The organism is Streptomyces sp. NPDC048516 (assembly GCF_043199875.1).
Lineage (GTDB): Bacteria > Actinomycetota > Actinomycetes > Streptomycetales > Streptomycetaceae > Streptomyces.
The window spans coordinates 355,691-381,304 of sequence record NZ_JBICWS010000003.1 but is presented as its reverse complement, the minus strand read 5'-3'; the positions used below and the strand labels follow the sequence as shown (position 1 = coordinate 381,304).

General features: G+C 72.1%; 23 protein-coding genes and 1 riboswitch. Of the genes, 14 read left to right on the top strand and 9 right to left on the bottom strand.

Annotated elements, in window-relative coordinates; all coding sequences use genetic code 11:
* The first annotated feature begins 265 nt into the window (after positions 1-265).
* On the top strand, positions 266-769 hold the full coding sequence (locus ACGFR7_RS08840) for a hypothetical protein (RefSeq protein WP_393315006.1): 504 nt from the start codon (positions 266-268) through the stop codon (positions 767-769).
* Positions 769-2,040 (top strand): sensor histidine kinase, encoded by a 1,272-nt coding sequence (locus ACGFR7_RS08835; RefSeq protein WP_393315003.1) that lies wholly within the window; start codon positions 769-771, stop codon positions 2,038-2,040. The genes ACGFR7_RS08840 and ACGFR7_RS08835 overlap by 1 nt, the downstream gene beginning before the upstream one ends.
* Here ACGFR7_RS08835 and bcp read toward each other — a convergent pair.
* A complete protein-coding gene (bcp, locus tag ACGFR7_RS08830) occupies positions 2,021-2,488 on the bottom strand; it encodes a thioredoxin-dependent thiol peroxidase (protein WP_393315000.1) in 468 nt (155 codons plus the stop codon). The two genes, ACGFR7_RS08835 and bcp, sit on opposite strands and share 20 nt — an antisense overlap.
* A gap of 280 nt (positions 2,489-2,768) precedes the next feature.
* On the opposite strand from bcp, the gene ACGFR7_RS08825 reads away from it, so the two are divergent.
* From ACGFR7_RS08825 to ACGFR7_RS08815, 3 genes are all read left to right on the top strand, one after another.
* On the top strand, positions 2,769-3,086 hold the full coding sequence (locus ACGFR7_RS08825) for a DUF3618 domain-containing protein (protein WP_393314997.1): 318 nt from the start codon (positions 2,769-2,771) through the stop codon (positions 3,084-3,086).
* A gap of 109 nt (positions 3,087-3,195) precedes the next feature.
* Positions 3,196-3,498 carry a co-chaperone GroES gene (locus ACGFR7_RS08820; RefSeq protein WP_048828920.1) on the top strand — a complete coding sequence of 101 codons (303 nt, stop codon included), beginning with the start codon at positions 3,196-3,198 and terminating at the stop codon, positions 3,496-3,498.
* Positions 3,499-3,695: 197 nt separating this feature from the next.
* Positions 3,696-3,768, top strand: a riboswitch (guanidine-III (ykkC-III) riboswitch).
* A 33-nt stretch (positions 3,769-3,801) separates the two neighbouring features.
* Positions 3,802-4,122: a DMT family transporter gene (locus tag ACGFR7_RS08815; protein WP_393314994.1), complete on the top strand. Its 321-nt coding sequence runs from the start codon at positions 3,802-3,804 to the stop codon at positions 4,120-4,122.
* An 83-nt stretch (positions 4,123-4,205) separates the two neighbouring features.
* Here ACGFR7_RS08815 and ACGFR7_RS08810 read toward each other — a convergent pair whose 3' ends face one another.
* Entirely contained in the window at positions 4,206-6,410 is a 2,205-nt protein-coding gene (locus ACGFR7_RS08810) for a transglycosylase domain-containing protein (protein ID WP_393314991.1), read from the bottom strand.
* 288 nt (positions 6,411-6,698) lie between these two features.
* On the opposite strand from ACGFR7_RS08810, the gene ACGFR7_RS08805 reads away from it, so the two are divergent.
* The 4 genes from ACGFR7_RS08805 (at position 6,699) to ACGFR7_RS08790 (ending at position 10,238) form a co-directional block, all read left to right on the top strand.
* Complete coding sequence (locus ACGFR7_RS08805; RefSeq protein WP_393314988.1) at positions 6,699-7,496, top strand: ABC transporter permease; 798 nt, start codon at positions 6,699-6,701, stop codon at positions 7,494-7,496.
* Between the two features lie 91 nt (positions 7,497-7,587).
* Complete coding sequence (locus ACGFR7_RS08800) at positions 7,588-8,352, top strand: ABC transporter permease (RefSeq protein ID WP_393315366.1); 765 nt, start codon at positions 7,588-7,590, stop codon at positions 8,350-8,352.
* A 119-nt stretch (positions 8,353-8,471) separates the two neighbouring features.
* Complete coding sequence (locus ACGFR7_RS08795; protein WP_393314986.1) at positions 8,472-9,527, top strand: ATP-binding cassette domain-containing protein; 1,056 nt, start codon at positions 8,472-8,474, stop codon at positions 9,525-9,527.
* 9 nt (positions 9,528-9,536) lie between these two features.
* Positions 9,537-10,238 (top strand): DUF1707 domain-containing protein, encoded by a 702-nt coding sequence (locus ACGFR7_RS08790; protein ID WP_393314983.1) that lies wholly within the window; start codon positions 9,537-9,539, stop codon positions 10,236-10,238.
* 25 nt (positions 10,239-10,263) lie between these two features.
* Here the strand turns inward: ACGFR7_RS08790 and ACGFR7_RS08785 are convergent, their stop codons facing one another.
* A complete protein-coding gene (locus tag ACGFR7_RS08785) occupies positions 10,264-11,574 on the bottom strand; it encodes an SGNH/GDSL hydrolase family protein (RefSeq protein WP_393314980.1) in 1,311 nt (436 codons plus the stop codon).
* A gap of 282 nt (positions 11,575-11,856) precedes the next feature.
* Between ACGFR7_RS08785 and ACGFR7_RS08780 the strand changes: the two genes are divergently transcribed.
* From ACGFR7_RS08780 to ACGFR7_RS08765, 4 genes are all read left to right on the top strand, one after another.
* Positions 11,857-13,209, top strand: coding sequence for a DUF445 domain-containing protein (locus ACGFR7_RS08780; RefSeq protein WP_393314977.1), 1,353 nt, complete (start codon positions 11,857-11,859; stop codon positions 13,207-13,209).
* 69 nt (positions 13,210-13,278) lie between these two features.
* Positions 13,279-14,067 (top strand): class E sortase, encoded by a 789-nt coding sequence (locus tag ACGFR7_RS08775; RefSeq protein ID WP_393314974.1) that lies wholly within the window; start codon positions 13,279-13,281, stop codon positions 14,065-14,067.
* Positions 14,068-14,099: 32 nt separating this feature from the next.
* Positions 14,100-14,333 carry a DUF3311 domain-containing protein gene (locus ACGFR7_RS08770; protein ID WP_350251131.1) on the top strand — a complete coding sequence of 78 codons (234 nt, stop codon included), beginning with the start codon at positions 14,100-14,102 and terminating at the stop codon, positions 14,331-14,333.
* The gene (locus tag ACGFR7_RS08765) at positions 14,330-15,922 is read left to right on the top strand and encodes a sodium:solute symporter (protein ID WP_393314972.1); all 1,593 of its coding nucleotides are present in this window, start codon (positions 14,330-14,332) and stop codon (positions 15,920-15,922) included. Before ACGFR7_RS08770 ends, ACGFR7_RS08765 begins: the two co-directional genes overlap by 4 nt.
* Here ACGFR7_RS08765 and ACGFR7_RS08760 read toward each other — a convergent pair.
* The 3 genes from ACGFR7_RS08760 to ACGFR7_RS08750 all read right to left on the bottom strand — a co-directional run bounded on the left by ACGFR7_RS08760 (position 15,906) and on the right by ACGFR7_RS08750 (position 19,243).
* Positions 15,906-16,871: an SCO0930 family lipoprotein gene (locus tag ACGFR7_RS08760; RefSeq protein ID WP_393314969.1), complete on the bottom strand. Its 966-nt coding sequence runs from the start codon at positions 16,869-16,871 to the stop codon at positions 15,906-15,908. The two genes, ACGFR7_RS08765 and ACGFR7_RS08760, sit on opposite strands and share 17 nt — an antisense overlap.
* Positions 16,872-17,081: 210 nt before the next feature.
* Entirely contained in the window at positions 17,082-18,635 is a 1,554-nt protein-coding gene (locus ACGFR7_RS08755) for an NADH-ubiquinone oxidoreductase-F iron-sulfur binding region domain-containing protein (protein WP_393314966.1), read from the bottom strand.
* On the bottom strand, positions 18,632-19,243 hold the full coding sequence (locus tag ACGFR7_RS08750; RefSeq protein ID WP_393314963.1) for a hypothetical protein: 612 nt from the start codon (positions 19,241-19,243) through the stop codon (positions 18,632-18,634). Before ACGFR7_RS08750 ends, ACGFR7_RS08755 begins: the two co-directional genes overlap by 4 nt.
* Before the next feature lie 694 nt (positions 19,244-19,937).
* Between ACGFR7_RS08750 and ACGFR7_RS08745 the strand changes: the two genes are divergently transcribed.
* Positions 19,938-20,759 (top strand): PucR family transcriptional regulator, encoded by an 822-nt coding sequence (locus tag ACGFR7_RS08745; RefSeq protein ID WP_393314960.1) that lies wholly within the window; start codon positions 19,938-19,940, stop codon positions 20,757-20,759.
* A gap of 440 nt (positions 20,760-21,199) precedes the next feature.
* Here the strand turns inward: ACGFR7_RS08745 and ACGFR7_RS08740 are convergent, their stop codons facing one another.
* The 3 genes from ACGFR7_RS08740 to ACGFR7_RS08730 form a co-directional block, all read right to left on the bottom strand.
* Positions 21,200-22,678, bottom strand: a complete 1,479-nt coding sequence (locus ACGFR7_RS08740; protein ID WP_393315364.1) for a DUF1996 domain-containing protein — start codon at positions 22,676-22,678, stop codon at positions 21,200-21,202.
* 141 nt (positions 22,679-22,819) lie between these two features.
* The gene (locus ACGFR7_RS08735) at positions 22,820-23,467 is read right to left on the bottom strand and encodes a DUF4142 domain-containing protein (protein WP_393314957.1); all 648 of its coding nucleotides are present in this window, start codon (positions 23,465-23,467) and stop codon (positions 22,820-22,822) included.
* Positions 23,468-23,691: 224 nt separating this feature from the next.
* Positions 23,692-25,590 carry an AMP-dependent synthetase/ligase gene (locus ACGFR7_RS08730; protein WP_393314955.1) on the bottom strand — a complete coding sequence of 633 codons (1,899 nt, stop codon included), beginning with the start codon at positions 25,588-25,590 and terminating at the stop codon, positions 23,692-23,694.
* Between the last annotated feature and the right edge of the window lie 24 nt (positions 25,591-25,614).

The following is a 25,614-nucleotide window of genomic DNA, read 5'->3' as shown; positions in this document are numbered from 1 at the left end:
CCAAACCACTCTGAAGGGATGAAGCGATATTCGTCACGCGCGGCCGGGTCGTCCGGCGCCCGGAAGGCGGGATTCGACGGGGCGGGGAGGGAGCCGCGCCAGGGGTGCGACAGGGCTTGTTACAGGACTGGTACACAGCCGAGTGGTCACCGCAGCGTTCGGGCAATCAGCCTGTGTCCGGGGCGCGGCAGAGTGAAGCGTCGGGCGCGGCATCCTTGTGGGTGCCGGTGGGGGTACGGGGCGTGGTCCCCGGGAGGAGAGCGTGATGACCGACCGCGAGAGGTCTCGCCGGCTTCGGGCGCGTACCGCGCTGGCGGCCTTCGCCGCGGTGACGGTGCTGGCGGCCGGCGGGGTGTGGTTCGGCCGGGCGTCGGACCGTGCATCGGCGGTGGACGCCGCGCCGAAGACGGCGGCGGTGCAGGACGTGAAGGAGGACGGCAAGCCGCCATCCGGCCTGCCGGGGGTGCGGGACTGCGGCTTCGGCACGCCGGTGTCCAAACCGCATGTCATCACGCTGGCCTGCCGGGACGCGGAGACGGTGGCGACCGGGATCTCGTGGAAGTATTACGGTGCCCGGGAGGCGTTCGGCGCCGGCGTGGTGCAGGTGGAGAAGACCACGGGGGGCGGTGCGGATTCCGGCTTCCCGGCGACCTTCCGGCTGTTCGCCCCGAAGGCGGTCGACGGGGGGCTGGTGTTCACCGGTCTCGAGGTGCGGTACGAGGGCTCGACGCCGCTCGGTGACACGACGGAGATGTACAACCTCGCGTGATGGGCATTCGAGGCCGGATCGCCCTGGCCATTTCAGGTATGACGGCGCTGGCCGTGGTGGTGCTCGGTTTTGCGGTGCACCACATAGCGGACGCCGAGCGGGAGCGGGCGGCGCGGGCGTATCAGGACGACCGGCTGAGTTCGGCGCTGCAGATCTACGAGCGGGACGGTACGCGGGCGCTGGGTGCGCAGGTGGACGATGCGACCTTGCCGTCGCCGCTGCGGGACGCGGTGTTCAAGAACCGGTCGGGGACGTATATCAGCGGCGGTGAGGATCCCCGGGTGTGGGCGGCGACCGGGGTCGGGGGCTCAGGTGAGGGCGTGGGGACGCGGACGCTGTCGGTGTCCGCGGCCTACCCGCACGACGATCCGTCGCAACTGGCGCTGGACCGGGCGCTGTTGATCGCGGGGTGCGGCACGGTCGTGCTGATGGCGGTGGTGTCGTGGTTCGTCTCGCAGCGGCTGTCGCGGCGGCTGCGGCTGAGTGCGGCGGCGGCGCGGCGGATCGCGGCGGGGGAGGCGCCGGACGCGGATGCGCTGGCGAGCAACGGCCGGGACGAGGTGGCCGAGTTGGGCCGGAGTGTGCATCACATGGCGACGTCGCTGGCGGCCCAGGCACAGGCGGAGCGCGAGTTCACCGCGGATGTGGCGCATGAGCTGCGGACGCCGGTGGCCGGTCTGGTCGCGGCCGCCGAGCTGCTGCCGCAGCCGCGGGCGGTGGAGCTGGTGCGGGACCGGGCGCAGGCGATGCGGCGGCTGGTGGAGGACCTGCTGGAGGTCTCGCGGCTGGACGCGGGGGTGGAGCGGGCGGACCTGGACGCCTGTGAGCTGCCGTCGCTGGTGCGCGGGATCGTGCAGCGGGCGGCGCGCCAGCGCGGGGTGGACGAGGTGTCGGTGTCCGTGGAGGGGGAGCCGCGGATCGTGGAGACGGACCGGCGGCGGGTGGAGCGGGTGCTGGTGAACCTGCTGGCGAACGCGGCCAAGCACGGCAAGCCGCCGATCGAGGTGGTGGTGGCGGGGTCGCGGATCGTGGTGCGCGATCACGGCCTCGGCTATCCGGCGGAGCTGTGCGCGGAGGGGCCGCGCCGGTTCCGTACGGCGGCGCCGGAGCGGGGGACCGGGCACGGTCTGGGGCTGACGATCGCGGCCGGGCAGGCGGAGGTGCTGGGGGCGCGGCTGGACTTCGGCGCCGCCGCGGACGGCGGCGCCGAGGCCGTGCTGGAGCTGCCGGACCGGTCGGGGCCGGTGTCCCCTACAGTCCCAGGTCCTTGATGATCTTGGCGACATGGCCGGTGGCCTTGACGTTGTAGAGGGCGCGCTCGACCGTGCCCTCCTCGTCGAGGATGACGGTGGAGCGGATGACGCCGGTGACGGTCTTGCCGTAGAGCTTCTTCTCGCCGAAGGCGCCGTAGGCCTCCAGGACCTCCTTGCCGGGGTCGCCGAGGAGGGTGACCTTGAGGTCCTCCTTCTCCCGGAACCCCGCGAGCTTCTCCGGCTTGTCGGGGGAGATGCCGATGACGTCGTAGCCGTGGCCGGCGAGGAAGTCGAGGTTGTCGGTGAAGTCGCAGGCCTGCTTGGTGCAGCCGGGGGTCAGGGCGGCGGGGTAGAAGTAGACGATGACCTTGCGGCCCCGGTGGTCGGCGAGCGAGACCTGCTTGCCGTCCGCGTCGGGCAGGGTGAAGGCGGGGGCGGTGTCGCCCGGCTGCAGTCGCTCGCTCATGACTCTCCTTAGCGTGGGTCCGTAGGGCCCACAAGCGTGGGTCCGTACGCCCCGACATTAGCCAGCCGGGGCGCGGAGGGGCGCCGGGGGCGTCCCGGGGGTGCCTCGGGGGCGTCCCGGGGGTGCCTCGGGGGTGCGAAACGGGGGTGCTGTGGGGCGCAAGGGGGCGTGAGCTGACAGACTGTCCATCACGAATCGGCAGTCAGTTGTGTGGCCGGTTCCGTACGGGGCCTCGTGCCCGGCCCCGTACGCATCGGCGCGAGACGACGGAGGCAGCGCGGTGGCGGAAGCCAGGACCCCGGCGCAGATCGAGGCGGACATCGTCCGCAGGCGGCAGGAGCTCGCCGTCACGCTCGACGAGATCGGTGTGCGGCTGCACCCGAAGACGATCATGGACGATGCCAAGGCGAGGGCGGCGGCGGCCGCGGACCGTACGGCGGGGCGGGCGTATGTGGCCGCCAATCGTGCGATCTCGGACGTGCGGGCCCAGTTGGTGTCGCAGGACGGGGCGCCGCGGCTGGAGCGGATCGTTCCGGTGGCGATGGTCGGTGTGGCCGTGGTCGGTCTGCTGACGCTGCGGGCCCGGCGCCGCCGCTGAGGGCGGTCCCGGAGGCGGCCGCGGTGCGTTGCGGGTGCCGCCGGGCAGGTACGGTCATGCCGTGAGCCCGAATAACACCAAGGACACCCACGACAAGCTGCCGATCCGGATGCTGCACGACCGTGTGCTGGTCCGGACGGACATCCCCGAGGGCGAGCGCCGCTCGTCGGGGGGCATCGTCATTCCCGCGACCGCGGCGGTCGGCCGCCGCCTGGCCTGGGCCGAGGTGGTGGCGGTCGGGCAGAACGTGCGGACCGTCGAGGTGGGGGACCGGGTGCTCTACGACCCGGAGGACCGGGCCGAGGTCGAGGTGCGCGGGGTGGCGTACGTGCTGATGCGCGAGCGCGATCTGCATGCGGTGGCCGCGGAGCGGCTGGAGGGCGCGGAGGACGCGACCGGGCTGTACCTGTAGCCCAGCCCAGCCCAGCCCAGCCCAGCCCAGCCCTGTCCTCTCGCCCTGTCCTGTCCACGACTGTGCCCGTCGGCACCTGTAGCCCGTCCAGCCCCGTCGGCACCTGTAGCCCGTCCAGCCCCGCCGGCGCCTGTAGCCCGTCCGCACCTGCGGCCCCGTCCGCACCCCACGGGCGGTGACCGAGGTCACCGCTCGTTTCGCTGCCCTTTGCTAGCCTCGGGACACGCCCGACGAGACGCGCCGTACCGGGTCATGACAAGACGACGCACCCCTGGTGAAGCTCTTGTCGCGGAGGTGCCCGTCATGGCCTGGATCCTGCTCATGATCGCCGGACTGCTGGAGGTCGGCTGGTCGGTCGGGATGAAGTTCACCGACGGCTTCACCCGGCTGTGGCCCAGTGTGTTCACCGGCGCGGGCATCGTCGCCAGCATGGTCCTGCTCTCGTACGCGGCCCGGAGCCTGCCGATCGGCACCGCCTACGGCGTGTGGGTCGGCATCGGGGCGGCCGGTGCGGCGGTGGTCGGCATGATGACGCTCGGCGAACCGGTCACGGCGGCCCGGATCTTCTTCATCTGCCTGCTGCTGGTGGCGGTGGTCGGGCTCAAGGCGACCTCGGGGCACTGACGCGGCGTACGCCTCCGCCCGGGGCGCCGCCCTTGCCCGCCGGCTCCTGCCCGCCCGCCTCCCCGCCTCCCCGCCCGCTGCCGCTACCCGCCCTCGCCCCACCGCCACCGCAGCCGCTGCTCCAGGTCGTCGCTCTGGGGCTCGAACGTCGGGGCGTCGTGGGTGGGCTCGGCGGTCGGTGTGGGTTCGGCCGGTGCGGTGGGGGCGGTCGGGTCGCCGGTCGGCCGGGTGGGGGCGCCGGTGGGCGGGGTGGGGACGGTGGATCCGGTCGGGTCGTCGGACGGCGAGCCCGAGACGTCGGGGGAGGCCGAGTCGCTGCCGGACGGCGAGGGCGACACGGGCTCCGCACCCTCCTCCAGCCGCAGGTCGAAAGCGCGGACCGGGCGCCCGTTCAGCGCGGCCGCGGTGTAGTCGGCCCAGATCTGGGCGGGGTAGTCGCCGCCGTTGACCCGCGCCAGCCCTCCGGCGCCGTAGAGGGGCTCCTGGGCGGCGCTCTTCGGGTTCTGGCCGAGCACCGCGACGACGGTGGCGAGATCGGGGGTGTAGCCCGCGAACCACGCGGCCTTGTCGCCCTCCGCGGTGCCGGTCTTGCCGGCCGCCGGCCGCCCGGCGCCCTGGGCCGCGGTGCCGGTGCCGCCCTCGACGACGCTGCGCAGGATCGACGTGGTGGTGTCGGCCGCGGCGCGCGGGATGGCGGTGGTCTCCTCGCGCTCGGGCAGCTCGACCTCCTCCTGCTCGCTCTTGGTGATCTTGTCGACCAGGGTGTACGGGCGGTGGCTGCCGTGATGGGCGAGGGTGGCGTAGACCTGGGTCATGTCCAGGACGCTGGGGGTGGCGGTGCCCAGCGAGATCGCGCCCTGGGACGAGGCGAGGCTGGGGGTGCCGGCGGGGATGCCCAGGTCGACGGCGGTGGCCTTGACCTTGGCGGGGCCGACGTCGATGCCCATCTGCGCGTAGACGGCGTTGACGGACTTGTCGGTGGCCTCGCTGACGGTGATCGGGCCGTAGGAGCGGTCGTCCTCGTTGGCGGGCGCGAAGCCGGTGCGGGTGCCGTGACTGACCGTCATCCGCTTGTTGGTGCCGTCGTAGACGGTGTTGGGAGTGATCCGCTCGCCGTCCTGGGTGGTGGAGTTGTTCTGTACGGCGGAGGCGAAGACGATCGGCTTGAAGGTGGAGCCGACCTGGTAGTCGCTGCGGGTGGCGCCGTTGACGAACTGCTTGGCGTAGTCGATGCCGCCGTAGAGGGCGACGACCCGGCCGCTCGCGGGGTCGATGGAGGCGCCGCCGGCCCGGACGTAGCGGTCGACCTTCCGGGAGTCGTCGAGGCGGTCCATCACCCGGGTGTTGACCGCTTTGACGAAGGCGTTCTGGCGTTTCTTGCTGATGGTGGTGGTGATGCGGTAGCCGCCGGTCCGCAGGGTGTCCTCGTCGAGGATCTTGTTGTCGGTGAGGTAGTTCTTGACCGCTTCGACGAGGTAGCCGCGCTGGCCGGACAGCCCCGCGGAGGGCTTGGCCGGCTTGGGCAGGGGGAACTCCAGCGCGGCCCGGTCGGCCTTGGTGAGCCACTTCTGCTTCACCATGCCGTCCAGGACGTAGTTCCAGCGCGCCAGCACCCGCGCACGGTTGCCGGGGTGGGCGGTGATGTCGTAGGCGCTGGGGGCGTTGAGGAGGGTGGCGAGGTAGGCGCCCTGAGCGGTGGTCAGCTGCTCGGCGTTGCGGCCGTAGTAGGACTGGGCGGCGGCCTGGATGCCGTAGGCGTTGCGGCCGTAGTAGCTGGAGTTGAGGTAGCCCTCCAGGATCCGGTCCTTGCTCACCTCGCGGTCCAGCTTGATGGCGATGAAGAATTCCTTGGCCTTGCGGGTGACGGTCTGTTCCTGGCCGAGGTAGTAGTTCTTCACGTACTGCTGGGTGATGGTGGAACCGGACTGCTTGCCCTTGCCGGTGACGGTGTTCCAGGCGGCGCGGAGCATCGCGGCGGGATCGACCGCGGACTCGGCGTAGAAGTCGCGGTCCTCGGCGGCGAGGACGGCCTGCTGGACGGCTTTCGGGACCTGGCCGAGGGTGACGTTCTGCCGGTTGATCTCGCCGTCACGGGCCAGCTCGGAGCCGTCGGAGTAGAGGTAGACGGTGCTCTGGGCCTTCGCGGCGCTGTTGGCCGGCGGGATCCCGACGAGCAGATAGCCGGCGACCAGACCGCCGACGATGAGCAGCAGGAACAGCAGCACGGTGCCCAGCACCGCGCGCCAGGTGGGGAGGACACGGCGCCAGCCTGTGCGTTGTCCGCTCATATAGGTATGGACTCCTCGGCCGCCGCCGAAGGTTGTACTGCGGCGGTCGTGTCGTGTCGGGGGATGCGCGCGGGATGCCGCCGGAGCAACTGCCGCCCGTGGGGAAACTCTCGCATCATGTGCCCCGGTCGGGCGGGGTGGCGCGCACCGAAGTCCGCCAGCTGACCGGCTGAACGGCGTCCACGGCTCACCCGAAGCGGTGATAATGCGATGGCGCGTTGCCGTGCACGGCGTCTAGGCTCCGGTGTTTTGGCCGTCCGACGACTACAGGGCTGAGGGAGACGCGTCGTGTGGTACGTCGCGGTGGCGGCCGGCAGCTTCCGGCGGTACGCCACCTACCGCATCGCCACCGTGGCGGGCGTGTTCACCAATACCGTCTTCGGCTTCATCGTCGCCTTCACGTATATCGCGCTGTGGGACGAGCGGCCGCATCTGGGCGGCTACGACCAGGCGCAGGCGCTGGCCTTCGTGTGGACCGGGCAGGCGCTGCTGGCCTGCACGGGCCTGATGGGCAGCGGCGGTCTGGAGGAGCTGCAGGAGCGGATCCGCACCGGCGATATCGCCGTGGACCTCTACCGGCCCGCGGACCTGCAGTTGTGGTGGCTCGCCGCGGATCTGGGGCGGGCCGGCCTGCAGCTGATCGGCCGCGGGGTGGCGCCGATGGCGGTGGGCGCCCTGGCCTTTCCGCTCGCGCTGCCCGGCGATGCGCTGACCTGGGGCTGTTTCCTGCTGTCCGTGCTGCTCGGGGTGCTGGTCAGCTTCACCCTGCGCTATCTCGTCGCACTGGCCTCGTTCTGGCTCCTCGACGGCACGGGGCTGGCCCTGATCAGCGGTCTGGCCTGCATGTTCTTCTCGGGGATGGTGCTGCCGCTGCGGGTCTTCCCCGGCGCCCTGGGCGAGGTCGCCCAGTTGCTGCCCTGGGCGGCGGTCCTGCAGGTGCCGGCCGATGTGCTGGTGGGCGCGCGCAGCGGCGGCGCGCTGCTGCGGGGGCTGGTGTTCCAGGCCGGGTGGGCCGTGGCGCTGCTGGCGCTGGGACGGCTGGTGCAGTCGGCGGCGACCCGCAAGGTGGTGGTGCACGGTGGCTAGGGAGACAGCCCCTGGCGGCGGGCCGGGGGAGCGGGCCGACGGCGGGGGCCGCGTCGCCCAGGGGATCTTCGCGTACGGGCTGATCGTGCGGATGTGGATGCGCTCCGCCCTCGCCTACCGGGCCTCGTTCCTGATGATGGCGTTCGGCAACTTCGCGGCCAACGCCCTGGACTTCGTCGCGATCATGCTGATGTTCTCGCGGATCGACGCCCTCGGCGGGTTCTCGCTGCCGGAAGTGGCCTTCCTGTACGGGACGTCCGGAGTGTCGCTGGGCCTGGCGGATCTGCTGCTGGGCAGCATCGAAGGGCTGGGCCGGCGGGTGCGGGACGGCACCCTCGACGTCCTGCTGCTGCGTCCCGCGCCGGTCTTCGCACAGGTCGCGGCGGACCGTTTCGCGCTGCGCAGGCTGGGCCGGCTCACCCAGGCGCTGCTGGTGCTCGGCTGGTCGCTGCCGCATCTCCCGGTGGAGTGGACGCTGGGCCGGGTGCTGATGGTGCCGCTGATGGCGGTGTGCGGAACGGCCATCTTCGCGGCGGTCTTCACGGCGGGCGCCGCCTTCCAGTTCTGGGCGCAGGACGCGGCCGAGGTGCAGAACTCCTTCACCTACGGCGGCAACGCGATGCTGCAGTACCCGCCGACGGTGTTCGCCAGGGAACTGGTGCGCGGGGTCACCTTCCTCGTCCCGCTGGCCTTCGTGAACTGGCTGCCCGCGCTGCGGCTGCTGGGCCGCCCCGATCCGCTGGGGCTGCCGGGCTGGGTGGACTTCCTGGGGCCCGTGGTGGCGGCGCTGATGTGCACGGGGGCCGGGCTGGTGTGGCGGCTGGGGCTCCGGGCGTACCGGAGCACGGGAAGCTGACCGGGCCTCATGCGCGGTGCCGGAGCGGGACGGCATGCGGTGCCGGAGCGGGACGGCATGCGGGACGGAGCGGGACGGCATGCGGGGCGGCAGGCAGGGACGGCAGAGGAGGACGCGTGGTGAGTGAAACCGCCGGAGCGGCGCCGCTGATCGAGGTGGACGGCCTGGAGAAGGTCTTCTCGGTGCGGCGCAAGGCGGGCCGGCTGCGGCGGGTGCGGCAGGAGGTCCGGGCCGTGGACGGCATCTCCTTCGGGGTGCCGCGCGGCGAGATGGTCGGCTTCATCGGTCCGAACGGCGCCGGGAAGTCCACCACGATCAAGATGCTGACGGGCATTCTGGTGCCCAGCGCCGGCCGGCTGCGGATCGCGGGCATCGACCCGTCCCCGGGGCCCGGTCTCCGCGCGGGCCACGACCGCGGGCGGACCCGGCTCGCCCGCCGGATCGGGGTGGTCTTCGGGCAGCGCACCACCCTGTGGTGGGACCTGCCGCTGCAGGACTCCTACGAGCTGGTGCGGCGGATGTACCGGGTCCCGGACGCGGTCTACCGCGCCAACCTGGCCCGCTGCATCGAGCTGCTGGACCTGGGCCCGCTGCTGGCCGTACCGGTACGGCAGCTGTCGCTGGGGCAGCGGATGCGCGGCGACCTCGCGGCGGCGCTGCTGCACGACCCCGAGGTGCTGTATCTCGACGAGCCGACCATCGGCCTGGACGTGGTCAGCAAGGCGAAGGTGCGCGGGTTCCTGCGCGAGGTGAACGCCGAACGGGGCACCACCGTCCTGCTGACCACCCATGACCTCACCGACATCGAGCAGTTGTGCCGCCGGGTGATGGTCATCGACCACGGCAGGCTGGTCTACGACGGCGGCCTCGGCGGGCTGCGGGCGGCCGGTGACGGCGAGCGGACGCTGGTGGTGGACCTGGAGCGGCAACTGCCCCCGATCGAGGGCGTACCGGGCGCCCGTACGGTCAAGGTGGACGGGCCCCGGCAGTGGCTGGCGTTCCCGGCGTCGCAGAGCGCGGCCCCGCTGGTCGCCGCCGTCGCCGCGCGCTATCCGCTGGTGGACCTGTCGGTGCGGGAGCCGGACATCGAGACCTTGATCGCCGAGCTGTATGCGAGCGGGGGAAAACGACCGGAAACCGGGCGGAGCGGGGGCAACGGGGGCTCGGCGCTCTAATGTGTCCGTATGACTGAAGAACTCCCCGCACTGCGCGCCTCCGATACCGACCGCGAACGGGTCGCCGAGATCCTGCGGAACGCCGTCGCGGAAGGGCGGCTGGCGATGGAGGAGTTCGACGAGCGGCTGGACGCGGTGTACAAGGCCCGCACCTACCGGGAGTTGGAACCGCTCACCGCCGATCTGCCGGTGGCCGCGACGGCCGCGGCCCCGCTGTCGCTGCGCAAGGAGAGCGCGGCCCCCACGCCGTGGGCGGAGCGGATCGTGGACGGCACGCAGGGCTCATCGGCCGGCCTGGCCTTGATGGGCGGATTCCAGCGCAAGGGCCGGTGGACGATCGGGCGCCGCTTCACGGCGGCCTGCCTCATGGGCGGCGGCGAGATCGATCTGCGCGAGGCGCACTTCGCCGGTCCCGAGGTCGTCATCTCCTGCTGGGTGCTCATGGGCGGGGTGAACATCATGGTGCCGCCGGGTGTTGAGGTCGAGGTGCGCGGCCTGGGTCTCATGGGCGCCTTCGGCTCGCGCGAGAACGGGGTGACGGGCGAGCCCGGTGCGCCCCGCGTGATCGTCAACGGGCTGGCGATGATGGGCGGCGTCGGCGTCGAGCGCAAGCTGCCGAGGGCCGAGAAGCGGCGCCTGAAGGAGGAGCAGCGGCGCCTGAAGGAGGAGCGGCGCCGCCTCGACGATCACCCGCGCAAGGAGTTGGACTGAGGCGGCGGCCGCTGCTCCGTTGGCGTTACAGCGCGGCCGGCGCGGCCAGCTTGAGGTGAGCGAGGTTCACCGCGTTCGCCATCGCCCGGAAGCCCTCGTCGCTCGGGTGGAGATGGTCACCGGAGTCGTAGGAGGGCCGCAGCCGCACCGGCGCCGTCGGGTCGCGCAGCGCCTTGTCGAAGTCCACGACCTCGTCGTAGACGGTGCCGGAGCGGATGATGCGGTTGACCTGTTCGCGCACCGAATTCAGCAGGTTGGAGTAACCGCGGTGCCCCCCGAACGGGGTAAGGGTGCTGCCGGTGACGCGCAGACCGCGGGCGTGCGCCTGCCGGACGATCTCCCGCATCCCCGCCACGACCTTCTGCGGGTCGAGCTGGCGCGGGGTCTTGAACAGGTCGTTCAGCCCGATCTCGACGATCACCGCCTTCACCCCGGTCCGCGACAGCGCGTCGCGTTCCAGGCGGGACAGCACGCTGGGCCCGTTGTTCGGGGAGAACCTGGAGCCGTTGACCAGCAGGCGGTTGCCGCTGATGCCCTGGTTGAGGACGCCGTAGCGGGGCGCGCCGGGTTCGTTGCGCAGCCTCGCCGCGAGGAAGTCCGTCCAGCGGTGGTTGGCGCCGGCGGTGGAGGTGATGCCGTCGGTGATCGAGTCGCCGATCGCCACGACCGAGCCGCGGGCCTGGGTGCTCCACACGTCCACACCGGTCAGATAGCGCCAGTACGGGCTCTGCTCGGTGTAGGCCGCGCCGGTGGCGTCCTCGGCCCGGTCGCCGCGCGCCAGGTAGGAGGTCTGCCGGGCGTACGGGTGGTAGGTGGCGGGCCCCGAGGGGGACGGGGAGTACGTCGTGACCAGCAGGTCGGCGTCGCCGGGCACCTTCAGCCGGGTCGGGTCGCTGGTGACCGCGCCGCCCGCCGGGATGGTCACCGCGGGCTTGCCGTTGAAGGAGAGCCGCCGCATGGTGCCGCTCGCGGCCGTGGGGTTGCTGGGGGCCGCGGCCAGCGCCAGGGTGGCATGGCTCACCACCAGCGGACGGGTGCCGTAGAGGTTGGAGAGCTGGATGCGCACGCCCGCCCCGCCCACGCTGGTGTGCACGACGTTGCGTATCGACATCCCCGCGTAGCCGTTGAGCGTGCCGGGCTCGGCCGCCGCCGCGGCCGCCGACCAGGTGCCGACCCACTGCCCGGAGACCGCCGGCGCTGCCGGGTCGCGTGGCTTGTGCGAGGAATCGCCGAGCCCGCCGCCGTCGCCGCCGAAGCCGACGAATATGGCGGTCGAGATCAGCACCACCACTGCCGCCAGACCGGCGAGCAGGGAGTAACCCACACTTTTCTTCATGCGGGAGGGGTCTCCTGGGTAAAGCGGAGCAGCACGCTCCGGGCGGGCAAGGGCAGCGGATGATCAGCGGCACCGTTGCGGTCCGATCGGTCCATCATGATCCCACGGACCTCCGGGGTGCCGCCCGGCGCCCCGCTCGATGCCTCCCCGGCATGGACGCGGGGAACTCGTGGTGCGTTCCAGGAGTAGGTCACAGTGGGATAGAGGTCCGTACCGGCGGCCGTGTGTGGGCCGCGGGGCGGTCCGGAGGATGGCGGGGGCACGGTGGGAGCGGTGGAGCGGATGGAACGCACAAATGCCGATACGGCGCCGGAAGCGGAACGGGTGCCGGAGCCGGGAGCGGCGTCGGCGGGCCGGACCGCGCCGGGCGGCGGCTTCGCGTACGGCGCCGCCGACGAGGAGCGCAGGCGCGCCGTACGCCGGATGAAGGCGACGGCCACCGGCCTGCTGCTGGCCGTCGCCCTGGTCTATGTCCTGGCGAAATGGGCCGGGGCCTCCGGTGCGGGCGGCTGGACCGGATTTGTCGCGGCGGCCGCGGAAGCCGGGATGGTCGGTGCGCTGGCCGACTGGTTCGCGGTCACCGCGCTGTTCAAGCGGCCGATGGGGCTGCCGATCCCGCACACCGCCATCATCCCCACCAAAAAGGACCAACTGGGTCAGAGCCTGGGTGATTTCGTCGGCGAGAACTTCCTCTCCGGCGAGGTCGTCCGCCGCCGGCTGCGCTCCGTCGGCATCGGCCGCCGGGTCGGCGGCTGGCTCGCCGAGCCGCAGAACGCCGACCGGGTCACCGCCGAGCTCTCCACCGCGCTGCGCGGCGCGCTGACCGTGCTGCGCGACGCCGATGTGCAGGCGGTGGTCGGCGAGGCCATCACCCGCCGGGCCGACGCCCACGAGATCGCGCCCGGGATCGGCACGATGCTGGAGAAGATCGTTGCCGAGGGCGGCCACCGGCGGGTGGTGGACCTGCTCGTCGCCCGCGCCCACGACTGGCTGGTCGAGCACGGCGACTCCGTGATGAGCGCGGTCTCCGGCGGCGCACCCGGATGGACCCCGCGGTTCGTCGACCGCAGGGTGGGCGACCGGGTCTACAAGGAGCTGATGCGCTTCGTCACCGAGATGCGGGACATGCCCGAGCATCCGGCGCGCGGGGCGATCGACCGCTTCCTGCGGGACTTCGCGGCCGACCTGCAGTCCGACCCGGACACCCGGGCCAAGGTCGAGCGGCTGAAGTCCGAGGTGCTGGGGCGCGGCGAGGTGCAGGACCTGATCACCTCGGCCTGGGGCTCGGTGCGCGCCATGATCGTCGCCGCGGCCGAGGACGAGCGCAGCGAGCTGCGGCTGCGGGTGCGGGCGGCGCTGCTGTCCCTGGGCCGGCGGCTGGCCGGCGAGAAGCGGCTGCAGGACAAGGTGGACGGCTGGCTGGAGAACGCGGCCGTCTATGTGGTGACGACATATCAGCGCGAGATCACCTCCCTGATCACCGAGACCGTCGCCGGCTGGGACGCCGAGCACACCTCGAAGAAGATCGAGGCGCACATCGGCCGCGACCTGCAGTTCATCCGCATCAACGGCACCGTCGTCGGCGCACTGGCCGGCCTCGCCATCTACGCCGTCTCGCAGGCCTTCGGCGGCTGACCGCCTGTCCGGGGGCCGGGTCGTGCGCCGCCTCTGGTGGCTTCGGCCCGCAGGGCTTACGGTGCCCGCGTGCGGGAGCGGATACCGGTGGTCGTACAGGGGCGGCACCCCCGTCGCTCCCGTGCCGCGCGGGCGCTGTGGACGGGTGCGGAGCTGGCCGTGACGCTCGGCGCCGTACTGCTGCTGCTCGTCGTCCACCAGCTGTGGTGGACGAACCGTCAGGCACAGCACGCGGCGCACGACCAGGTGGACCGGCTGGAGCGGACGTGGCACACCCGGCCGCCGTCCTCCGCCGTGCCCCCGGCGCCCGGTGGCGACGACGGGGCGGCGGGGCGGACCGCGCACGGCGGACCGCCGTCCCGGACTCCCGGACGCCGCACCGCAGGCCGGCCCCCGGCCCCGCCGCGCAACGCCGCGTACGCCGTCCTGCGCATCGCGCGGATCGGCCTGACCGCCCCCGTCGCCCAGGGCGTCGGCAAGGCCGCGGTCCTCAACAAGGGCTACGTCGGCCACTATCCGCACAGCGCCCAGCCCGGCCAGGCCGGCAATGTCGCGCTGGCCGGGCACCGCAACACCCACGGCGAGCCGTTCCGCCGTCTCGACCGGCTGCGCGCCGGCGACACCGTCCTCCTCGACACCGCCGAGGCCCGTTACACCTACGTGGTCCGGCGCACCCTGCCGCGGACCACCCCCGCCGACGGCACGGTCCTCGCGGCGCTCCCGTACAGCAGCGTGCACCCCGCCTACCGCTTCACGGCGCCCGGCTCCTATCTGACCCTGACGACCTGTACGCCGGAGTACACCTCCACCTACCGGCTGGTGGTCTGGGCGGTGTTGCGGTCGACACAGTCACGGTGAGGGCGGCCGTGCGTCGCCTAGGCTCTCCCCCCGTGCGAAACGAGACCTCCGGCGGGCGATCCCCGGGTTCGAGAAGGCGCCCCGCGCTGCTGTGGCTGCTGCTGCCGTACGTGCTGTTCCTGGCGGTGCTGCCGCTGGTGAACCGGGTGACACCGACGGTGCTCGGTCTGCCGTTCCTGTTCTTCTGGATGCTGGTGGCGACGCTGGCGACCCCGCTGGCGGTGGGGCTGGCGCGACGCGGCGACCTCAAGCGGGGCCGGGGATGAACGCCACGGTGTCCACCGCGGTCTTCGGCGGTTTCATGGTGCTCACCGTCGTTCTCGGCCTGCTCGCGGTGCGCGGCCGGGGCTCCGGCGGGGGACTGGCCGAATGGTCGGTGGGCGGCCGGAGCCTGGGGACCGTCTTCATCTGGGTGCTGATGGCGGGTGAGAGCTATACGAGCTTCAGCTACCTCGGCGCGGCCGGCTGGGGTTACAGCTCCGGCGCCCCGGTGCTCTACGTCCTGGCCTATATGTCCTGCGGCTACGCGCTCGGGTACGTCGCCGGGCCGATGCTGTGGGCCTACGCCCGCCGCCACCATCTGGTCGGCATCACCGACATGGTCGCGCACCGCTACCGGGCGCCCTGGCTCGGCGCCGCCGTCGCCGTCCTGGCCACCGTCTGCCTGCTGCCGTACATCCAGCTGCAGATCACCGGCATGGGGGTGGTCGTCTCCACCATTTCCTACGGCGCCATCAGCCTCAACTGGGCCTATTTCATAGCCTTCGCCGTCACCACCGCCTTCGTGGTGATCAGCGGGCTGCGCGGCAGCGCCTGGGTGTCGGTACTCAAGGACCTCCTCGTCATCGCCACCCTCGGCTTCCTCGCGGTGTATGTGCCGCTGCACTACTTCGGCGGCTACGGGCCCTTCCTGGACCGGATCGTCGCCGAGAAGCCGCAGTGGCTGACCTTCCCGGGCCATGCGTCGGGCGGCCTGGGCCCGGTCTGGTTCATCACCACCACCGTCGTCAACTCCCTGACGGTGGTGATCTTCCCGACGACCGTGGCGGGCTATCTGGGGGCCCGCAACGCCGATGTGCTGCGCCGTAACGCGCTCTATCTCCCCTTCTACAACGTGCTGTTGTTCGTACCGATGCTGCTGGGTATGGCGGCCCTGTTCGTGGTGCCCGGCCTGGTGGGCGCGGATTCCGATCTCGCGCTGTTCAAGCTGGTGGTGGACTCCCTTCCGGCCTGGGCCGTGGGGCTGACCGGGGTGGCCGCCGCCCTCTCCTCCATCGTGCCGATGGCCGTGTTCATGCTGGTCATCGGCACGATGTGGGGGAGGAGCGTGCTGGGGGCGCGCGCGAATCCGGACACCGGTGCCGGGGAGGCTGCCGGGGACGGGGAGGTTGGTGGAGACGGCGGGCGGCGGGCGGCGGACGGGCGGCAGAAGCTGTGGTCGCAGGTGGTCGTGGTGGTGGCCGGAGCGCTGGCGCTGCTGCTGACCTACACCGCCCCCGACACCCTCGTCCGGCTGTCCTTGATTTCGTACGAGGGCATGGCACAGCTCGTGCCGATGCTGCTGCTGGGGCTGGTGTGGCGGCGGCTGACGCTTCGCGCCGCGGTGAGCGGCCTGGTGGCGGGCTTCGCTCTCGTCTGTGTCCTGGTCTTCGGGGGACACGACCCGGTCTGGGGGATGAACGCGGGGATCGTCGCGCTCGCCGTGAATGTGGCGGTGGCGCTCGGGGTCACCTGGCTGGGGCCGCGCGATGCGGACGTCAGGCCGGACGCCGAGGTCTTGGCGCTGGACGACGAGTTCCCCCGGGACGGTGCCCTGCCGCGGGGCGGGGCGGCCGGCCCTACGGCGTCGTCGTGATCTTCTTGCCCGCGTTGGAGACCGCGAACCACAGGCCCATCTTGCCCTGGCCGTTGATGTCACCGGGCTGCTTGTCGCCGGTGAACCAGTAGACCGGCCAGCAGTCGACGGCCAGCTGGCGGGTGCCGTCGGGGCGGGTGACGGTGGAGATGAGCTTGGGGGCGATGCCGTTGAGCTTGGAGCGGTCGGCCGGCTTGGCGGGCTTCCAGGTGTCCAGGCAGGCGTCGTTGCAGCCGAACTTCATCGGCCAGGCGCTGTCCTTGTTGAAGCGGTAGAGGGTGCGGCCCATGTTGTCGACGAGGATCGAGCCGAGCTGCGGGTGGTCGAACACCGAGACGTCGCCGGGCTTTTGGGCGCCGGCCTTCTTGCCGTCGGCGGCCAGCGCGTTCCAGGTGCCGCCCACGCCCTGGCCCTTGGTGTCGCCGGGCTTGGTGTCCTTGGCGTAGCGGTAGGCGGGCCAGCCGCCGATGGTGAGCTGCTTGGTGCCGTCGGCGCGGGTGACCGAGCCCAGCTTGCTCTTGTCGATACCGGCCGGGGCGGTGGCGCCGTCGGCGGGGACCACCGGCCAGGTGGTGGCGCAGGAGCCGGAGCAGTTGGACTTGGAGGGGTCCGCGGTGTCCTTGTCGAAGCGGTAGAGGGTCATGCCCTTGGCGTCGGTGACGACCGGGCCGAGCTCGGTGTCCTGGTGCAGGGCCAGCTTGCCGGCGCTGGGCGCGGCCTGCGGGGCCTTGCCGCCGCTGTCGCCGCCGGCCTGGCCGCCGTAGCCACCCGAGCCGCCGGAGCCCCCGGAGGACCCGTAGCCGTAGTCGCTGGTGCCCTGCCCGGCGGGCTGGACGTTGTCGGTGGTGGCGGTGCCGGCGCTCTGGTTGGCGCTGCTGCCGCAGGCGGCGGTCAGGGCCAGGGTGGCGACCGCCGCGGCCGCGAGACCCGCACGACGTCGAGTGCTCATGATGTCTCCTTGGTCGGTTGGTGAGTGTGTCGCTTGCCGAGGTGAGGGCTGGGACGGTGGCCCGGGCGCCGATGCGGCCCGGGGCCCCGGCGGGGTGCCGTCGCCGGGGGAATACGCGCTACGGGGTGCCGGGCGTTCAACGGAGCCGAAGAATTTTCTCCGCGGGCAAAAAACCTGCCCGGCACGCCGGTTGACGCCCGCACCCGCACCTCAGCTGCCGCCCTGCACCCGCAGGGCGAGCGCCGGGCAGCGGCGCACCGCGAGCTGCGCCCGGCGCCGCATCCGGGCCGGCAGCGGCATGCTGGCCTTCTCCGGATAGCCGTCCGGGCCCAGCTTGATGATGCCGGGCACGACATCCGCGCACAGGCCGTGGCCGCGGCACAGCGTCCAGTCGACCAGCAGCCTCTCCTGCGGCGGCGCGGCCGCCCGGGAGGGGGCGGAGGCCGGCTGGGGGACGGTGGACGGCAGCGGCCGGCTCCCCGTGACCGGCAGCGCACCGGTCACCGGGCGGCCGCATCCGAACCCCTGCGCATGCCGCTCGAACTCCTCGGGGAAGGCGGCCAGAGCCGAGGCGACGAAGCGCGCGGTGCCGTCCGGATGGCTGCAGGCGCCGCGCTTCTCGACCGCCCGCATCCGCGCCTGTACGGCCTCCAGGGCGGCGGCGCCGCCGCCCCGTACGGCGCGGTCGAGCTGCTCGGCGAGCGCGGGCAGCCCCAGCACGCAGGGCCCGCACTGGCCGGCCGACTCGGCACCCATCCACTGCGCGACGCGTACCGTCTCGCCCGCGGGGCAGGTGTCGTAGGGCAGCGGCAGTACCGCTCCCGCACCGAGCACCGCGTTGTACTCGGCCAGCGACTCCTTCGACAGACACGCGGTCAGCGCGTCGGTGGGCGAGATGAAGGTGCCGTGGTAACCCCCGATCAGCACGCCCTGCCCCTGGTCCATGCCGCACAGCGCCAGGACCCGGGCCAGCGAGACGCCGTAGGGCACCTCGACCACCCGGCTGCCGGCGACCGTCAGCAGCAGCGTGCCGGGCTCCGTGGGCAGGCCCGTGGTGCGGTAGCCGAGCGCACCGAGCCGGGCGGCCACGGCGAGCTGGGCGTAGGTCTCGGTGTTCGACAGCAGCGTCGGCACACCGTTCAGCCCCCGCTCGCTGGAGCGGATCTTGCGGCCGGAGGGCAGGCCGGCGCCGCCGCCCAGCCCGTTCGTCATCGCGGAGCCCTCGCCGGTGACGAACCGCTCGGTCAGCAGGGTGACCCGTAACGTCGGCCGCACCGGGCCGCGTTCGTCGATGGCGCTCTGCACGGAATGCAGCACGTCCATGCGGGTCACGCCGATCGCGACCTCCTGGGCGCCGAGCGCGTCGGCGGCCAGCAGGGCGCCGTCGAGCATCAGATGCGGGGCGTGCAGCAGCAGCGCGGTGTCCTTGAGGCAACTGGGCTCGCCCTCGCTGCCGTTGACGACCACCGCGCCCTTGCCGTCGGCCTTGCGCATCCCGTCCATGACGGCGGTGAGCTTGCGGGCGAAGGGGAAGCCCGCACCTCCCCGGCCGCGCAGGTCGATGTCCTCGGCCAGCGCCACCAGCTCCGTGGAGCTGAGCTGGGGCAGGCCGCCGTGCCGGGACAGATGCGCCACCCGGCCCATGCGCGGCATCTCGTCGAGCCCCGCCAGCAGGCGGGGCGGGCCGAAGGACGCCAGTGTCGGCACGGGCTCCGCGGGGCCGGGGACGGCCGGGAGCGGGCGGGTGGGGGCGGGGGCGGTCATGGGAGTTCTCCTGTGTTCCTGCGTGAGTCGCGCATCCGCAGCGCGAGTCGTACGGCCACCGCGACAAGGCAGATGGCATAGCCGACGAGGGCATAGCCGGCTGCGGGACGGCCCGCCCTGAGGCCGTGCACCAGGGCCAGCCCCCAGGCGGCGTACGCGCTCATGTGCAGCCCCCGCCACCACCGGGAGGCCGTGATGCCGGTGAAGGCGCCGCGTACCGCGCCGGTCACCGCGACGGCGATGAACACGTAGGCGGCGAGGGTGCCGAGGCCGATGAGGCCGGGGCGGGCACCATCGGTGAAGGGCACCGCGGCGGCCATCGCATCGGTGTGGCCCTCGGTGACCTTGACCCAGATGTGCAGGCCGAGGAAGCCGAGGCCGGCGACGCCGGTGCCGCGGTGCACGGCCTGGGCGAGCAGCCGGTGGCCGGAGTTCAGCACCATCCGGTCGGTGGCGGCCAGGCCCCACAGCACGGTGACCGACAGGGAGACCAGCGCGAGTACTCCGGCGCCGAAGTCGAGGAAGTTCAGCAGGCCGTCCATCGCGCCGGAGTGCAGCACGACGGCGAGGAAGAGCAGCAGTGCGGCCGGAAGCGCCGGGCGGAGCACGGCAGTTCCGGCGAAGCCGCCGGCCGGTCGGCGGGCCGGCGGCCCGGGTTCGTTCGGGGGACGCCGGGGGCGAGGCACGAACGGCGAGGGCCGGGCTCGGTGTGCGGCGCGACGGCTCTGCATACGCGGTGCGGACATCGGACCTCCCGGTGTCAGGGCGCGGGTGCGGGATGCGAATTTCGATGAAATCTCCCGGGGGCGTAATTTGCCCGGGGCTTTTGTTCGGGTGACCCCCGGTAACACTAAACATTCTGTAACCGGTCGGATACACAGGGCCGTAATCCGGATGTGTAAAAGCATCTCCGAACGCGTTCAGGCTTTCGTAAGGTTTATCGCGCTGTGACAAATTCCTGCACTGGCATCGCGGTCCCGCGGGGTGACTCCGGATGATGCCGACTCAGGCGCACGGGGGGCGCCAATCCCCAGTAACAGCCGCATCCCCGCCAGGATCGAGGTAGCGATGTGTGATCTCCTGAACCGCATCTGGTCGCGTCCACGAGGTGAGTGGAACCGGGTAGTCAGAAATGAACTTCCCGATCTCGCCGACAAGTTGGTCGCGGAGTTGCAACGCGGATTTCCCGCATTGTCCGCACTTCTCGGGGATACTCCCGTAGAAGAGGCGCAATGGGCACTTGAACAGGCCTTGCTGACAGTTCTTGGGTACCAAAAAGAGTCGGAGAGTAAACCTCGGGCCGTGCCGTCCGTGGTGACTCCGATGCCGGTGGCCCGGGCCCGCCAGGACCTCTTCGACGTCCTTGCCGGACAACGGGAAATGCCGGACGAGGGGTTGACCGAGCTGTCCCGCGCGGCCGGCTGGCCCATCCCCGAGACCCTCCAGGCCGTCGTCCTCGCCACACCCGTCGAGGCCGCCCAGCTCGCCGCGGCGCTCGGGCACGCCCTCATCGGCTCGGTCGACGGATACACCTGTCTGTTCGTCCCCGACCCGGCCACCCAGACCCGGGCCCGCCTGGAGGCGGCGCTCAAGGGGCGGCCGGCCGCGGTCGGCCACGTCGTACCGGCCACCGACACCGCGTCCTCGCTGCGTTGGGCCCGCTATCTGCTGACGCTGGCTCCGGGCCGGGTCGGCCCCGAGTCGCGGCCCGCGTTCGTCGACGACCATCTCTCCGCGCTGCTGCTGCTCCAGGACGAGTCGCTGGCCGACGCGCTGACCTCCCGCTGGCTGGGCCCGCTGGAGGAGCTGACGCCCCGGCAGAGCGAACGGCTCGAAGTCACGCTGCTGGCATGGCTGGAGGGCGGCGGTGCCCCCGAAGCGGCCAAACTGCTGCATGTGCACCCCCAGACGGTCCGATACCGCCTGCGTCAGATCGAAAAGCTCTTCGGCCCGGTGCTGCGCGATCCGCGCACCCGCTTCGAGCTGGAGATGGCGCTGCGCAGCCGCCGCCTGATGGCGCACGTCCGCAGCTATCGCGCACGGGCCGGCCGCCGCGCACGGGCCGTCGCCTCGTCCATACGCCCGCTGGGCATGGCCCGTGAGGCCCGCGTCAACGGTCTTTGAGGACCGACGGATGAAGTACCGCGCCCCTTGAGCTGACGGCCGGCCGGAACGGTGGGGGCCTTCCGGCACAGCGACAGCAACCCGGCGCCGAGCAGCGGCCCCGACCCCGGACATCCGGGCCGGGGCCGCTGCTTTGCCGTGGGCTGTAGTCGTGGGCCCGGGGGACACGGCCTCGGGGGACGGTCTCGGGAGGCGGCCTCGGGGGTGGACTCGGGCGACGGCCACGAGCCACGAGCCACGGGCCGCGAGCCGCGGACCAGGGGGCAGGGTCGCGGCCACCGACCGCCGCGACCCTCGACCCCCGCGCCCCCGGCCACCGTGACCCCCGTCCCCCCCCCGGCCACCGTGACCCCCGCGCGCCCCCGCGACCCTCGGCCGAGGGCCCGTGAGTGAGCCCCTTGGGGGTTCCCCAAGGGGCTCAGGGCTCACCGGGGTCGGTTTCAGGTGCAGTTACGGCCGCCGTTGATGCAGTCGACCGCCTTGCTCATCAGCTGGTCCGGCATCACGTTGATGAAGTCGCCGTGGTCGGTCACCGGTTTGTGCAGCTGCTCGGGGAAGCTGTCCACCGCGAAGCTCTGGCCCTGCGGGACGTCGTAGGTGATCCGCTGGGTGAGCTGCGGGATCGCCTTGAAGCCGTTGGGGCAGACGCCGTTCTGGTCCGAGAACGCCACGTGGTCACGGTGGTTGCCGCTGTCGATGTCCCGGCCGTTCCAGCAGTTCTGGAAGGCGAAGGTCCGCACGACCTGGGAACCCTCAGGGCACAGCGGGTACTTGTCCTTCAGCTGCCGGTCCTCGAAGCCCGTGCAGCTCCAGGAGGCGTTGGCGTTCTTGGTGCCGTTGGTGAACGCCTTGGCATCACCGGTGATGATCTTCATGAAGCGCGGCATCGCCTCGACCTGGCCGACCTGGCTGCCACGGAACTTCAGGGTCACCGTGGCCGGGGTCAGGGTCGTGCCGACGTTGGCGTCCTGCGCGGCGCCGGGCTTCTGCTCCGCGTTGCCGTCCAGCTTGCGCAGCACGGGCCAGTAGTGGGTGGACTGGTCGCCGTTGCCGCAGGTGGTGTCGGAGGCGGCGAGCTTGTTGTCGTCGGCGAAGGCGTCGGTGGCCTTGTTGCCGACGTAGTCGTGGGTGTGGTGGGCGCCGTTGCTGACGCCCGGGGTCACGATGACGTTGTCGGAGTTGAAGTGGCCGTCCTCATTGCGCCCGCACTCGGTGGTGAAGGTGCCCGTCGAGGCGTTGCCTCCCTTGGGGGCGGCGAACGGCGGGGCGTCCGCGTTCGGCTGGACGGTGGTGATGTCCACGAAGTCATCGGGAGAGGGGCCCCCGGCCTGGCCCTGCTGGCCGCCGTTCTGCCCCTGCTGGTCCTGGCCCTGCTGGTTCTGGCCCTGCTGGTCCTGCCCCTGTTGGTCCTGCCCCTGCTGGTCCTGGCCTTGCTGACCCTGGGTCTGGTTCTGGGACTGCCCCTGGTACCAGCCGTCCTGCACGGACTTCGTGGAGTCGTTGCCGCCCGCGCCGGCACCCTCGTCCACGGGCTTGGTGGTGCAGCCGCTCATCTTGATCAGATAGCCCGGCCGCTTGGTGTTCTTGGCGATCGCGGTGACCATCATCTTGATGGTCTTCTCCCGCTGTGCCTTGAGCGGGGCCATGACGGCGGTACCGCTGCCGCCCATCATCTTGTGGTACGCGTCGTGCACCTGCTTGTCGAGGGCGGACAGCCCCTTGGAGACCGGGAGCTGTGCGCTGCGCGGGACGGTCCGCAGCCGTTCGCCCACATCGGGGCAGGAGATGGTGATGCCGGACGCGGTGTGCTGATGGCCGGACGCCGTGCCGGGGGTGGTCTGGTTGCCCGCCAGCGCCGTGGTGGCGTAGGCGGCCAGTCCGCCGCCGCCCAGCAGGAGGGCGGTCGCGCCGATGAGCATTCTGTTCGTCAAACGCGAGCGTTTATGGGCCTGTTGCCGTTGCCTCATGAGATCACTTCGCTTCGTCCGATGTGAGGGGTGTCGTCCTGGTGGGTTCACAGGGGTTGTGGGCGGATCTGCGGAACCGGGAACTCCGTGCGGTCAGCTGTTGTGCAGGGTGTTGAAGTCGACGTTCCCGGTCTTCTCCAGGACCGTGATGTGGTCCAGCACGACGCTGTTGGCGCGGTCCGCCAGGGCACGCACCATCGTGTTCTTGGTCTGATCGCGGACCAGGGCGATCAGCCCGAAGACCTTGCCGTGGGCCCGGCGCAACAACTCGGCCAGCGTCGCGTCGAACTCCTTGCCCTGGGCGGTCTTGAGCTGCCCGAGCCAGCCCTGCTGGGCGACGTTGGGCTCGGTGGGCAGGTCGACGCCCAGCGCCCGGCCGGCCTCGTTCGACCGCCGGTCCAGCTCGGTGTGTCCCGCCACGAGGTGGTTGCCGGCCGTGCGGACGGCCGGGGTCGTCCCGCGCTGCTGGGCCATCCGGCCCGAGGGCAGCTCCCACAGCCCGGCCAGCTTGACCTTGCGCACGAAGTCCCGGTCCATCGCGGTGAGGGGACCGTAGCGGGTGCTGACCGTGCCGCCGCCGTCGTCGTCGTACGAGAGCGTGGTGCTCGCCGAGGCCTGGGCCTCGCCGAAGAGCTGGACGGGCAGCAGCAGCGCCGCGAGCGTGGCCACGAGCGCGGCGACCACCAGGCCGGTGGCGATGGTCCGCCCGGATGCTGCGGAATTGCTGAGGATGGACCGCACACGGCCTCCCGGTTCGTCACTACTGGAATCCCACCGGACGCTAAGTGCCGTACCGGGCCGGCGGGCCCGGGTCCTCACCCCTGGACAAATAACGGCCGGGCCCGCCGCGGCACTGCTACGGTGCCGCGTGCGGGCCCGGCCGGGAAACGGGTGACGTGCGTCGGATTCCGTGTGCCCGGCCGGGCCCGTCCAGCGCGGTGTACGCCGTGCTCGGCGTGCGTTGCTCAGCGCGCGTACAGCCCCGCCGCGGCCCAGCGGCGGCGGTCCCGCCGCGTGCCGGGCTCCTCGCGCTTGCCCTCCGCGTACAGGGCGTCGATCTCCGCCGCGTACGTCCGGACGATCGCCGCCCGGCGCAGCTTGAGCGACGGCGTCATCAGCCCGGACTCCTGGCTGAACTCGCCCGGCAGCACCCGGAAGGCGCGGATCGACTCGGCCCGCGACACCGACGCGTTCGCGCGCGCCACCGCCCGCCGCACCTCCGCCTGCAGCTGCTCCTCCGGCGTCGGTGCCGTGCTGTCGGCGCTGGGCTCGTCCCGCAGCTTGCGCCAGTGCGTCAGCGCCTCGGGGTCCAGCGTCAGCAGCGCGGTGACATAGGGCCGGTTGTCGCCGACCACCACGGCCTGCGAGATCAGCGGATGGGAGCACAGCCGCTGCTCCAGACCCTGCGGGGCCACGCTCTTGCCATTGCTGGTGATGAGCATGTCCTTCTTGCGGCCGGTGATGGCGAGATAGCCGTCCTCGTCCAGATGCCCCAGGTCGCCGGTCGGCAGCCAGCCGTCGTAGAGCCCGCTGCCCGTGGTGCCGTCCTCGTCGAGGTAGCCGGCGAACACCACCGGACCGCGTACCCACACCTCGCCGTCCAGCGCCAGATGCACCGCGCTGCCCGGCAGCGGGCGGCCCACCGTCCCGAACCGCACCTTGCCGGGCGGCTGTACGGTGATCGCGCCGCTGGTCTCCGTCAGGCCGTAGCCGTCGTAGACCATGATGCCCATCCCGGCGAAGAGCAGCCCCAGTTCGCGCAGGAGCGGTGAACCGCCGGAGACCGCGGTGTGCACCCGGCCGCCCAGCGTCTCCCGGATGCGGGAGTACACCAGCCGGTCGTAGAGCGCGTGCCGGGCCCGCAGGAACGGGTCGGGCCCGCGCCCGGTGCCCCGCGCCTCCTCGGCCAGTGCCTCCGCGTAGCGCACCGCCACCGTCATCGCCGCGTCGAACGTCCGCCGCCGGCCCGCCGCTTCCGCGGCCAGCCGGGCGCGGGTGCAGATCTTCTCGAAGACGTACGGCACCGCGAACAGGAACGTCGGACGGAACGAGGCCAGGGCCGGCAGCAGTTCCTCCGACGACACTTCGGGCTGATGGGCGAGCTTCACCCCGCCGCGCAGACACGCCACCTGCACCATCAGGCCGTAGATCTGCGCGAACGGCAGAAAGGCCAGCAGCGAGGGGCGTTCGCCCGGCGCGGCCAGCAGCCCGCCCCAGCCCGCGTAGAGGGTGTCGCACTCGGCGGCGAGATTGGCGTGGGTGATCACACAGCCGCGCGGGCGCCCGGTGGTTCCCGAGGTGTAGACGATCGCCGCGATCCCCTCCGGAGAGACCATGTGGCGCAGCCGGTGCACGTCCGCCTCGGGCAGCCGGGTGCCCTCCTCCGTCAGCCGCCGGACGCAGTCCAGGTCGAGCTGCCACAGCCGGCGCAGCCTGGCCTGCTCGTCGCAGGCCTCGGCCACGGTCATGGCCTGCGCCTCGTTCTCGACGACGATCGCGGCGACCTTCGCCCCGACGAGGATGCAGCGCAGCTGCTCGGCCGATGCGGTCGGATAGACCGGTACGAGCTGCCCGCCGATCGCCCACAGCGCATAGGTGAACAGCGTCCACTCGTAGCGCGTACGGGACATCAGCGCGACCCGAGTGCCGGGCCGTACCCCGTCCGCCAGCAGCCCCCTGGCCAGGGCCATGACTTCGTCCCGGAATTCCGCCGCGGACACCTCCTGCCAGCCGCCGGGCGCTCTGGCGTCGCGGCGGGCGAGCTGAGCGAAATCCGGCTGGTGGGTCGCGGTGTCGAAGACGGAGTCGGCAAGACCGCCGGTCCGCAGTCGCGCCGCCACGGCCGGAACGCTGATGTCGCGCACAGCACCTCCTAGGTGTTCCCCCTT

Excerpts from the sequence above, each read along its gene's own strand:
- ACGFR7_RS08790 (WP_393314983.1), top strand. The coding sequence starts at position 9,537 with ATGACTGAAGAACTCCCCGCACTGCGCGCCTCCGATACCGACCGCGAA.
- ACGFR7_RS08780 (WP_393314977.1), top strand. The coding sequence starts at position 11,857 with ATGGAACGCACAAATGCCGATACGGCGCCGGAAGCGGAACGGGTGCCG.
- ACGFR7_RS08760 (WP_393314969.1), bottom strand. The coding sequence starts at position 16,871 with ATGAGCACTCGACGTCGTGCGGGTCTCGCGGCCGCGGCGGTCGCCACC.
- ACGFR7_RS08835 (WP_393315003.1), top strand. The coding sequence starts at position 769 with ATGGGCATTCGAGGCCGGATCGCCCTGGCCATTTCAGGTATGACGGCG.
- bcp (WP_393315000.1), bottom strand. The coding sequence starts at position 2,488 with ATGAGCGAGCGACTGCAGCCGGGCGACACCGCCCCCGCCTTCACCCTG.
- ACGFR7_RS08840 (WP_393315006.1), top strand. The coding sequence starts at position 266 with ATGACCGACCGCGAGAGGTCTCGCCGGCTTCGGGCGCGTACCGCGCTG.
- ACGFR7_RS08820 (WP_048828920.1), top strand. The coding sequence starts at position 3,196 with ATGCTGCACGACCGTGTGCTGGTCCGGACGGACATCCCCGAGGGCGAG.
- ACGFR7_RS08785 (WP_393314980.1), bottom strand. The coding sequence starts at position 11,574 with ATGAAGAAAAGTGTGGGTTACTCCCTGCTCGCCGGTCTGGCGGCAGTG.
- ACGFR7_RS08800 (WP_393315366.1), top strand. The coding sequence starts at position 7,588 with ATGTGGATGCGCTCCGCCCTCGCCTACCGGGCCTCGTTCCTGATGATG.
- ACGFR7_RS08755 (WP_393314966.1), bottom strand. The coding sequence starts at position 18,635 with ATGACCGCCCCCGCCCCCACCCGCCCGCTCCCGGCCGTCCCCGGCCCC.
- ACGFR7_RS08810 (WP_393314991.1), bottom strand. The coding sequence starts at position 6,410 with ATGAGCGGACAACGCACAGGCTGGCGCCGTGTCCTCCCCACCTGGCGC.
- ACGFR7_RS08740 (WP_393315364.1), bottom strand. The coding sequence starts at position 22,678 with ATGCTCATCGGCGCGACCGCCCTCCTGCTGGGCGGCGGCGGACTGGCC.
- ACGFR7_RS08815 (WP_393314994.1), top strand. The coding sequence starts at position 3,802 with ATGGCCTGGATCCTGCTCATGATCGCCGGACTGCTGGAGGTCGGCTGG.
- ACGFR7_RS08765 (WP_393314972.1), top strand. The coding sequence starts at position 14,330 with ATGAACGCCACGGTGTCCACCGCGGTCTTCGGCGGTTTCATGGTGCTC.